The 10,782-nt window shown below is 39.4% G+C and carries 10 protein-coding genes and 1 pseudogene; 9 read left to right on the forward strand and 2 right to left on the reverse strand.

Annotated elements, in window-relative coordinates:
• The first annotated feature begins 124 nt into the window (after positions 1 to 124).
• From QNK26_RS17410 to QNK26_RS17420, 3 genes are all read left to right on the forward strand, one after another.
• On the forward strand, positions 125 to 583 hold the full coding sequence (locus tag QNK26_RS17410; RefSeq protein WP_319225281.1) for an NlpC/P60 family protein: 459 nt from the start codon (positions 125 to 127) through the stop codon (positions 581 to 583).
• A 3-nt stretch (positions 584 to 586) separates the two neighbouring features.
• The gene (yjjX, locus tag QNK26_RS17415) at positions 587 to 1,129 is read left to right on the forward strand and encodes an inosine/xanthosine triphosphatase (RefSeq protein WP_319225292.1); all 543 of its coding nucleotides are present in this window, start codon (positions 587 to 589) and stop codon (positions 1,127 to 1,129) included.
• Between the two features lie 158 nt (positions 1,130 to 1,287).
• Positions 1,288 to 1,548 carry a hypothetical protein gene (locus QNK26_RS17420; protein ID WP_319225282.1) on the forward strand — a complete coding sequence of 87 codons (261 nt, stop codon included), beginning with the start codon at positions 1,288 to 1,290 and terminating at the stop codon, positions 1,546 to 1,548.
• 11 nt (positions 1,549 to 1,559) lie between these two features.
• Here QNK26_RS17420 and QNK26_RS17425 read toward each other — a convergent pair whose 3' ends face one another.
• Entirely contained in the window at positions 1,560 to 2,588 is a 1,029-nt protein-coding gene (locus QNK26_RS17425) for an FAD-dependent oxidoreductase (protein WP_319225283.1), read from the reverse strand.
• A 505-nt stretch (positions 2,589 to 3,093) separates the two neighbouring features.
• On the opposite strand from QNK26_RS17425, the gene QNK26_RS17430 reads away from it, so the two are divergent.
• Positions 3,094 to 5,334, forward strand: a complete 2,241-nt coding sequence (locus tag QNK26_RS17430; RefSeq protein ID WP_319225285.1) for an acetyl-CoA hydrolase/transferase C-terminal domain-containing protein — start codon at positions 3,094 to 3,096, stop codon at positions 5,332 to 5,334.
• 59 nt (positions 5,335 to 5,393) lie between these two features.
• Positions 5,394 to 5,975, forward strand: coding sequence for a tetratricopeptide repeat protein (locus tag QNK26_RS17435; protein WP_319225287.1), 582 nt, complete (start codon positions 5,394 to 5,396; stop codon positions 5,973 to 5,975).
• An 86-nt stretch (positions 5,976 to 6,061) separates the two neighbouring features.
• Here the strand turns inward: QNK26_RS17435 and nrfA are convergent, their stop codons facing one another.
• Positions 6,062 to 7,498: an ammonia-forming nitrite reductase cytochrome c552 subunit gene (nrfA, locus tag QNK26_RS17440; RefSeq protein ID WP_413816375.1), complete on the reverse strand. Its 1,437-nt coding sequence runs from the start codon at positions 7,496 to 7,498 to the stop codon at positions 6,062 to 6,064.
• Between the two features lie 642 nt (positions 7,499 to 8,140).
• Between nrfA and nrfB the strand changes: the two genes are divergently transcribed.
• From nrfB to QNK26_RS17460, 4 genes and pseudogenes are all read left to right on the forward strand, one after another.
• Positions 8,141 to 8,746, forward strand: coding sequence for a cytochrome c nitrite reductase pentaheme subunit (gene nrfB / locus QNK26_RS17445; protein ID WP_319225288.1), 606 nt, complete (start codon positions 8,141 to 8,143; stop codon positions 8,744 to 8,746).
• 1 nt (position 8,747) lies between these two features.
• The gene (gene nrfC / locus QNK26_RS17450) at positions 8,748 to 9,434 is read left to right on the forward strand and encodes a cytochrome c nitrite reductase Fe-S protein (RefSeq protein WP_319225289.1); all 687 of its coding nucleotides are present in this window, start codon (positions 8,748 to 8,750) and stop codon (positions 9,432 to 9,434) included.
• Positions 9,431 to 10,399, forward strand: a complete 969-nt coding sequence (gene nrfD, locus QNK26_RS17455) for a cytochrome c nitrite reductase subunit NrfD (RefSeq protein ID WP_319225290.1) — start codon at positions 9,431 to 9,433, stop codon at positions 10,397 to 10,399. The genes nrfC and nrfD overlap by 4 nt, the downstream gene beginning before the upstream one ends.
• A 117-nt stretch (positions 10,400 to 10,516) precedes the next feature.
• Positions 10,517 to 10,782: pseudogene (locus tag QNK26_RS17460) on the forward strand (heme lyase NrfEFG subunit NrfE); the annotation flags it as partial.

Here is a 10,782-nt window from a genome sequence, read left to right on the forward strand (position 1 = left end):
GTGAGAGAAGAATCCATTTTATCCATCTTCCCAATGAATGTTCGATTAGAATCTATACAATTAGTGGTAAACTTGTTCAAACACTTCAGCACAGCATGTTAAATCGCTTTGTTGCGCTCTTTTATTGCTGTTAATTTCGGGTTGCAGCCAGCGAAGCTCGATAGAACCCGCAGGTAAAAAGACCATAGTTAATACGCCGAACGACGAACTGGCTTATTTACAGGAACCGTTATTATCGCAATATAAAGACTGGCGCGGGACACCGCATAAATGGGGAGGCATGAGCAAGAAAGGTATTGATTGCTCTGGATTAGTCAAGCTGACTTTTGAACAACAATTTTCTTTATCTTTGCCGCGTACCACCGCCGAACAAGTCAAAGTTGGATATTCGATTAAGCGTAAACAATTACGCACCGGTGATTTAGTGTTTTTTAAAACGGGGGTGAATGTTCGCCACGTTGGTATCATGGTTGATGAATCACAGTTTTTTCATGCATCGAGTAGTCGTGGCGTGATCTTATCGCGTTTGGATAATCCTTATTGGAATAGCCATTACTGGCAATCAAGAAGAGTTAATTTATAAATGATGGAACAAAAATTAATTAAAGTAGTGGTTGGATCTAAAAACCCAGTGAAAGTGAATGCTTCACGTACCGTGATAGCGGCCTTATATCCAAATGCTGTCGTGGAATGTGCAGGGCTGAATGCCCCTTCTAATGTGCCGGAACAGCCGATGAATGCAGCTGAAACCCGTGAGGGTGCAATTAATCGAGTTCAGTATTGCCAGCAGCATGCAGAGGCGGATTTTTATATTGCCATTGAAGGTGGTGTTGATTTACTTGATGATGGGCCGGCAACATTTGCTTATGTCGTTATTGCTAATCACGAGCAAGAGTCTGTCGGGCGTAGCGCCGCATTACCATTACCAGCCGCTATTTATCAGTCATTACTTGCGGGGGAAGAGCTAGGGCCTGTGATGGATAGATTATTTAAAACCGTCAATATTAAACATAAAGGCGGGGCAATTGGCTTGTTAACTAACGGGCATGCAACGCGTGAAAGTAATTATACTCAAGCACTGACCTTAGCAATGGCGCCTTTTTTATACTGTGATCTTTATAGCCAATAGTATTATTCACCAATAACCAGATGTGGTTATGGCTTTAGTCTGTTATTTGAACGCTTTGTAATTTAGTGTCAAGTAAATACTTTGTTGCTATTGATAATCATTCGTAATTGTGGGTATTATTAGCAAATGGAGTTATAAGCGTTTATAAGGATCAAAGCATGTCTTCTAAGGTTAATTTAAGTATATCGACGCATAAGCTGGCGGAGTTGATCCAAGCGGGTCATCTTTGTGTTGCAGACTTAAACTGTTTAGATTCGAAATCAAAGCAGCAAGTTTGGCAGTTGTGTTTATGGAGCTGTAACAAGCGCGTGCATTGCACTAAACCTTGCTCGCAGCAATATAATAGTGGTTATTGCTCAGGGTTAGAAGGCAGTGAATTGGTAACACCATCAGCATTAATTGAAATTAATGCTGATTAACTACATTACACTTATTCTTGATTCATCACGTCAGTGGCTGTGCCTTTATAAACTTCACTGGCGAGCAATATGGATTCATGCAGTGTCGGATGGGCATGCACTGTATGGGTGATATTATCAGCCGTGAATTTGTTACGTATCGCGAGACATATCTCTCCAAATATCTCATCAGCATTATTACCCATGCAACCACCACCAATAAGTGTATGGTCATCAGTATTAAAGATGAGCTTGGTCAGGCCGTTAGTATTGATATCTGTGTTGGCGCGACCTAGGGAACGCCAAGGTATGTTAACCACTTTATAATTTAAGCTATTATGAGTGAGCTGTTTCTCTGTCCAACCTAACCATGTTACTGTCGGTACGCTAGTGGCCATAAACGGTTGGGTTAACAAGTCATCATCTGTGGCTTGAACATCTGCAATAAATACTGCGTCGTAATTGCTACTAGGTAATGCTTTAGTTTTGCTCGTCGCGCATAACTGAACTTGATTCTCGGTAAAATTAAAAGCCGTGATGACGGCTTGGGGTTTTATTTTGAAAAGGCGTTTTACATAACGCAGAAAGGTTTTATTGATATCTTTATCGAGCTCTGGAAAAATATCATCCCCCGTAATCAGTATCTCCACGTTCGCGCCAAGCGCTTGGTAAATAGTAGCAATTTCAATAGCATCAATGCCTGCACCGACAATGGCTAATTTTTCAGGAATAAAGGGCAATGCGATCGCTTCATTATAATGCCAGACGTGTTTGTGGACGGCGATGTTTGCTGTGTTTGCATTTGTTTCGAAACCACGGTTGCTATTACCTAGCTTAGCAGTACCAATTAAGCTTGCTGCATAATGCTGGTTTGCTGAATAGTATTGGCTTTCAAGCGTATCTAATTGTTGTTTAATTGCTGCAAGATCGATAGTAGGTTCTGAATACTCAATACCTTGTGACTTTGCACCTCGAATACTGTGAATCGATTTAGCCATATGCAGTAGGGCATGAGTTCGGATCATTCTGGTATTGCAGCTTGATTGTTTGATCGTGTTCATAGACTCTCTTTTTATCGTCGAGGTGTTTACTACTTTCTGGGTATATTTAAGCAGTTTGTTGTATATACCGCAACATTATTCTATTGATTATGCTTGAGAGGGTCTGAATAAAAGTCAAATATGCTCGACAGATCGCAGGAGGGAGTCACTTTAATGTTTAGTTAACTTAGGTAGATTTAAACTTATTAACGAGATGTTGCGATATGTTATATCTTTATATTTATGGATAAATTGGCTTAAATCAGGTTTTTATAATAATTGTACAAATATTTTATTTTTTGATTAATTTCAATATATTAATCTTTGAATCTGTTTATTTACGGCTGTTAATATACGTTACATGCATTAACTTAGGTGTAACATTCTGTTGTTGCGTTTTTTTGACGTAACCATAGAGTAATGTGTCTAAATATGACTTGCTGCCACGTTTAATCAGACCTAAGATATTATTAATTAGGCGTTTTTGTTCAGCCTTAATGTTACCGCTTATTAAAAGGATATAATAATGTCTGTATTCGAAGTCGAAACAAAAACAGTATCAGCACAGCTGGTTTTAGATTCAAATAACACCACGAATAAACCCGAAGCTGTTAGATTAAACGATGTTGAAAAATTAGTTGATGCTGTACTTGCTGAAGTTGGAAATCATATTGTCTTGGGACTGCCGATAGCAATTGGTAAGGCAATTACGTTTAGCAATGCGTTATATCAACGCGCAAAAGCAGATCCAAATATCACGTTGCAAATTGAAACTGCTATATCGTTGGAAATTCCCCGCGCTAAAACAGACCTTGAAAATAAATTTCTTGCCCCATTTGTTAGGCGACAATTTGCTGATGTGCAAGAACTTGATTATATGAAAGATATTAGAAACAACACGTTACCAGATAATATTACGGTTTTTGAATTCTTCTTTAAAGCGGGCAGCTTTTTAAATAGTTCACAACAATTGAACTACACAAGTACTAACTATACCCACGCAGTTCGAGATTTAATAGATAAAGGTGTTAACGTTGTTGCACAAGTTGTTGCGGAGCGACAAGTTGATGATGTCACGACATATAGTCTTTGCAGTAATTCAGATTTAGCATTGGATATGCTTCCTGTGTTAGAAGAGTTAAAGGTGGCAGAAGGCAGGAAGTTTGTCTGTGTGGGTGAAGTAAATTCTAATATGCCATTTATGCGCAATGATGCTGAAGTCAGTGCTAATACATTTGATTTTATTTTAGAAAGCCAAGAAAAAGACTACGCATTATTTGCTGTACCTGAAGATGCTATTTCAAACGCTGATCATATGATCGGATTTTATGCGAGTAGTTTGATTAAAGACGGTGGAACACTTCAGCTTGGCATCGGTTCACTTTGTAGTGCACTAAGCTATAGCTTGCTGCTTCGACATCAGAGTAATGAAAAATATAACCAAGTTTTCAAAGATTTGAATATAGAAACAAAATTTCCACTAGTGAAAAAAGTCGGTGGTAGAGGTATTTTCAAGCAAGGTTTATATGGTTGCAGCGAACTTATGGTCGATGGTTTCATGCATTTATATCGAGCTGGGATCTTAACGCGACAGGTATTCAGTGATTTATTGTTGCAAACCTTACTTAATGATAAAAAGATTGCCACAGATGTGGGTATCAATACGCTTACCACTTTGCTAAAGCATCAAGCCATATCAACCGTACTTACCGCTGAAAATGTTACTTACCTGCAAAAAATAGGGGTACTTAAAGCGAATATAACCCTATATCAAGATACTTTATACAGTAACAATGAAAGTTGCATTGCAGATTTGAGCCAAGAAAATACCCTTAAGTGGATTGAAAAGCATTGCCTAGGTGACAAACTTAAAGGTGGTATTGTCATGCATGGTGCTTTCTTTATTGGCCCTAAATCATTTTATAAAGCACTCAATCAAATGACTGAAGCAGACCATGCTAAGTTTTGTATGACAAGTGTTAACTATGTTAATGATCTGTACGATCATTTCTTGGGTGATCAAAAAATTAAAGCGATGCAACGTAAAGAAGCGCGTTTTTTTAATTCTGCAATGATGGTGACTCTTGATGGTTCAGCGATCTCCGATGCGTTAGAAAATGGCCAAGTGGTTAGTGGTGTTGGTGGTCAATATAATTTTGTTGCACAGTCTCATCAGATGAAAGATTCACGCTCGATACTTAAGTTGCGTAGTACTTGTGTACGTAATGGTAAACTGCAATCAAACGTATTATTCAACTATGGTCATAACACCATCCCACGCCAATTACGTGATGTTGTGGTTACCGAATATGGTATTGCGGACCTACGCAGTAAGCCCGATCACATTGTTTATACAGAGTTAATCAAGATCGCAGACTCACGCTTTCAACCTCAGTTACTTCTGCAAGCTAAAAATGCGGGTAAAGTAGCTGCTAATTACGAAATTCCGGTCGAATTTTGTAACAATACACCAGAAGCGATTGCTGCAATCTGTAACAAGCATAAACAACACGGCGTATTTCCAAAATATCCACAAGGCTCTAGCTTTACCGATTCTGAATTGAAATTGATTAAGGCATTAAAGTCGCTGAAAAATAAAGGTCAATCAAAAACGGGCAAGTTCAAGCTAATGTTACAAGGGCTCACTGCAACAAAACCAACTGAAGAGATCCTGCAATTGTTAGCTCGTATGGATCTTACAAATCCGGTTAAGTTTGCAGACCGTATGGCTCAGCGATTATTGAGTAAGGAGTTGAAGAATAAGTAAGTAATAATAGGCGGTTCTGTTAAACTGTTCGCAATCATTATCTACAGATGGCATTGACTATGAGTAAATCTTTATGGACGCCGTTTATCTCTTCGGTATTGATTGTTGGCAGTGCGGGTAGTTATTATTTATTGAGTGATTATAATCGCTTAGAAACACAAGATGCGGTAATTGCTGCCGCACCTTTCGAGCAACTTTCAATATCTGAAATAAGTGATAAACGTATTTCTCTGCTTCAAGACAAGCTTTATGATGATAAACAGAATGCTAAGCTTTGGTTTCAATTAGGCAATGCCTACATGTATAACGGTGAATATGATAATGCTATATTAGTGTTTGATTATTCAATTCGGTTAACAGCAAATCCGACGGCAATACATTATTCAGCAAAGGCTTCTGCATTGTATTACGCAAGTGGTCAACATTTAACAGCTGAAGTACAAGCATTGCTTGATCAAGCGTTAGCACTTGAACCGCATAACCAAACAGCCTTGATGATGTTAGCGTCAAATGAATTTATGAATGTACGCTACCAACAAGCAATTGATCTCTGGGTGCAATTACTCGATTCAGATCAGCAGGGCTTAGATAGGGTGTCGATTATTAATTCAATCAACCAAGCGAAACAATTTATCAAATAACGCTCTGCACACTTTATTAAACAAAAAATGCCGACAGATATCGGCATTTTTTTCATTACGAATTACGAATTGTAAGTTGTAAATAACTAATAAGTCGTTTCACGCTTTTCTGCTTCCGCTTCCCATTTTGGTACCAGTGTTTTCAAGAATTCAGCTTTCTCTTTTTTCATTTTGTCCATATCCATACCAAGTGCTTGCTGGGCAAGTGCTTTGGTTGAGATATCAGGGATCGCGATTGGATCGGTAATGCCTTTCTTAGCCAGCAGACGAATTAACTGAGTTCGCGCGTCCGTGGCACGGTCTAAGGCTGTACCTAATACACGTAAGGCAACCTCTGGCGCATGCATGTGTACACCATGAGAGGCAATGGCATAGTCCCAACGCCATTGTGCATGACGGATGTTGAGTTGGATCTCATCCATTTCAGCTTGTGTTGCCCCTGCATCCCAGGCTGCCTTAGCTTCGAAATGTGCCGCAATGATTTGTTTCTCAGCCAGCAGTTTCATCTCTGTTACTTGCTGTTTACGCGTTTTAACCACATCTTGGAGCATTTCTTTGCTCTGTGTATGACAGTTTGCGCAGGTATCTTGGAACCGATCAAACGGGTTACCCACTTTGTGGTCGGTAAAGACGGTGCCATCGGCATTTTTTACTTTCGGCATATGACAATCAACACATGTCACGTTGTTTTTACCGTGGATACCTTCACGCCATGTTTCATAGCCAGGGTGCTGCGCTTTTAGCATTGGCGTTTTAGATACCGCATGCGTCCAGTCTTTAAAGCCAATCTCATCATAGTACTCTTCCATTTGATCAACAGAGGTGCCTTTATCCCACGGGAATTTAACGGCCTTTGTTGGTCCAGTGAAGTAATATTCAACATGACATTGCGCACAGACTTGTGCTTGTTGATCAAGGCGACCTTGCTCAGCAAATGGTTTACCAATGGCTTCCATCGCACGCTCTACGTGAGGACGCGTGAGTTTAAGTGCTGGTTCACCATTTTTAAAAGCGTCGCTGCGAGTATCGTGACAATCGGCACAGCCAATTGCATTTACCACTTCAGCCCCACCTTTGGCCCATTTCCCCGTGAAGTAAGCATCTTCACCATTTTCTTCAATAAAGCGGGCTACATCGGGACTTTTACAACTCCAGCATGACATGACCATCGGACCATTTTGGGCATTTGTTGGTCCACCTGTACGCAGGGTATTACGGATGTCATCAATGGCATAGAAATGCCCACGAGCTTTATTATAATCTTTAGAAAAACCATAACCTGCCCACATGATGACCATATTTGGATCATCTTGCAGGGCATCTTCTAAGTCTTTACTTTCACTTGTCGCTTTCCAGGTTTTGTATTGATCCGGATGTGCTTGTTGGAATTTTTCATTACGTGGTTCTAATTTTTCTGTTACTTGATCCGCAGCAAAAGCCGTTGTACTAACACTAAGTAGTAGTGTCATAAATGCAGCGGCTACGCCTGACGTTGGTTTAAGAGTTTTATATACACTAACCATGTTGTCTCCAATTAATAATTATTTAGATTGACCAAGCGTTGTGAGAGAGGCAATAAATAAAAATTGGAAAGTAATTATATTTTTTAATTTAATCTTTATGTTCATGTTAAATAAATTACTTTAAATAATATAAATACTGTATTAAAACTATCTCAAATATACCTATATATATATTATTTTTGACTATTACTCTCGTGTTTATTGTTTTCGATCAAGATATTAAAACAGCCTGTATTTTATACACCCAAGCGTAATGAAATGAGTTGGGAAAAGTGTGATGCATACACTAAATGACAAATCTTGACACTTATTTACACTTAAATGTCAAGCTATAATCTTTTTAAAACATGCTCTTATGGGTTTGTTGATGTATATCTCAAATATAGGATTAACTCATTATAGGTATGCTATTTTTGTGTTCTATTTTGGCATTTTAAAATATAGTGAACTCGTTAAGCGTTGTGGCTGGCATCATAAATAAGAATTATTCTTAATAAGGATTAGTGTTATTCAATAAATCAAATAATTAATAAGTTGAAATGGCTTTTAATTAAAATTTTTTATCCGAATAATTAAACTAACGAAAATTAAAATGTATTTTTCTAAATATACATTTTTATAATTCTCATAGAAGGATGCAAAATGGGTAATGTAAAATTAGCCATACGTACAACGATTAGCTTTCTGCTATTCATATGTATCTATGGTTTTAATTTCAGTGTTGCAGCGGAATCACCAGATCGTTCGGCTGTTAATGTCGGCGCTGATAGTCGGCACCAAGTGACATTGATTCGTGACAGTGATTATGCTTGTACGCAATGCCATAAAGACTCGAAGGAAACACGCCAAGGTACACACGGCGAAAAAGCAGTAGTTAAACTTGGCAGAGACCTTAAATGCGTTGAATGTCATAACACTGTTGGTCCTAACCACCGCGAAGATGCCTCAAAAGTCACTAAATTCTCACCCGCTCAATCTGCAATCGGAACGTATAAAAACCTACTCGATTTTGACGCTATCTTAAAAGCGACCGGTAATTGTACTGAGTGCCATACAGCGGATAAATTACAACAGAAAACTTGGGTACACGATGTACATGCTAAAAAAGCCACTTGTTCGTCTTGCCATGTGATCCATGCCGATGGTGAAAAAGAAGGTATGCAAGCACTAGAACGTAAGGCTCAGATTGCGCAGTGCGTCGATTGTCATAAAGACTTTAACTTGAATAAAGAAGGTAAGGGAGACTGACATGGCCTGTTCTAGACGAAATTTATTACTCGGTGCTGGCGCGGTAATTTTTACTACTGGTGTTTCTAAAGTTGCCTTGGGTAAAAAATCATTAGTAGCAACGCAAGAAGATGGTGATAAACGCTACGGTATGGTTTTTGACGAAACCGCGTGTATTGGTTGTACTGCGTGTACAGATGCATGCCGTGAAACCAATAATGTACCAGAAGGTGTTTCTCGCTTAACAATTGAACGTAGCGCACCTATGGGTGAGTACCCAGACGTTGATTACACATTTACACGTGTATCTTGTCAGCATTGCGATAACGCACCTTGTGTCACGGTTTGTCCGACGGGGGCATCGTATGTTGATCTTAAAACTGGCATTGTCGATGTGCATGGTGATAAGTGTGTCGGTTGTGGTTATTGCTTAGCGGCTTGCCCGTATAAAGTTCGATTCTTCCACCCAGAAACAAAATCTGCAGATAAGTGTAATTTTTGTCGTGATACTAATTTGAAAGCCGGTAAATTACCTGCTTGTGTCGAATCATGTCCGACTAAAGCACTGACCTTTGGTGATCTTAACGATCCGATGAGTGAGATAAACAAAGTGATTGCTAGCAATGCTGTTTATCGCTCGAAAGTAGAGTTAGGAACCGAGCCAAAACTGTATAAAGTGGCGGATACAAAAGGGGAGATAAAACGATGAATACATTTGTAAGTGCGTTTACGTTTGATTCATTGGTGTGGGACTGGATCATTGCGATATACCTGTTTTTAACTGGGATGTCGGCGGGTATGGTACTCATTGCTATTCATTTGAAACGTAAGGTGATTGAAGGTAAAGCGTCTGCTAACGGTATTATCAAAGCAACAGTAATCTTAGCGCCGTTGGGGATCATATCAGGCTTAACGATTTTAATTTTTCACTTAACCAAACCTTTAGCATTTTGGAAGATCCTTGTTTACTTTAACCCAACCTCAGTGATGTCGATGGGTGTGATCTTGTTCCAAGTTTATATGATTATTTTATTTACTTGGATTGCTGTGATGTTTAAAGATGAGTTAGCGACATTGCTGCAGAAGCTATTTAAAGGTCGTCTAGCTTTTGTTAATCCGATTGTAGACAAAATCGCTAAATTTGAGAATGCAGTAGAGCTATTGCTAGCACTGCTGGCGGTGATGCTAGCGGCATATACCGGATTTTTACTATCGGCATTGAAAACTTACCCGATGTTAAACAACCCTGTGTTACCAGTACTGTTTATCTTCTCGAGCGTGTCTTCGGGTGCCGCGGCCTGTTTATTGGTTGGTATTATTGGCTTTAAAGAATCATTCCACAGTAAGAGCGTACAATGGATCCACAGTATTGAACGTCCTGTTGTGGTATTTGAGCTATTTGTACTGCTGACGTTTTTTACTGGCCTTATTTTTGGTGGTGGTCAAAACGAAGCCGCAGCGATGGCGGCAATTGGCGGTGGATTTTGGGCAACGTGGTTCTGGTACGGCGTCGTTGGCGCGGGTATGTTAGTGCCACTGGGGCTTAATTTTTTTGTCCCCACTCAGGCACAACATAACAAAGCCTTTGTATTGTTAGTCACCTCACTAAGTCTTGTTGGCGTGTTAATGCTGCGTACATTCATTTTGTATGCGGGACAGATGACAGTTGTGTAGCTAAAAGTGGTGTAACTAAAAGTTGAGTTAAAAGGTTAGTTAGAACTTAGCTAACAATAAGTTAAGAGAGTTCGTTTGGGCTCTCTTTGTTTTCTCTTATTACCAATGGATCCCTTTATGATCCCCGAAATTGCATTATTTTCACTTATTCTTGGTACGCTGTGCGCTATTCTCGGTGCCGCTATTCCGCTGTTGGGCATCGTGACGAAACAGCCTCATCTAAGTCGCTATTCATGGTCATTAAGTTATGCTGCGTTTGTCGCGGTGACCTTTTCTATTTGCCTGCTTGCTTATAGTTTCACTGTCGATGATTTCTCTGTGAACTATATTGCCCAACATTCTAATTCTCAATTGCCGGTATTCTTTAAGATCGCGGCAGTATG

The organism is Moritella sp. (assembly GCF_033791185.1).
Taxonomy (GTDB): Bacteria; Pseudomonadota; Gammaproteobacteria; order Enterobacterales; family Moritellaceae; genus Moritella.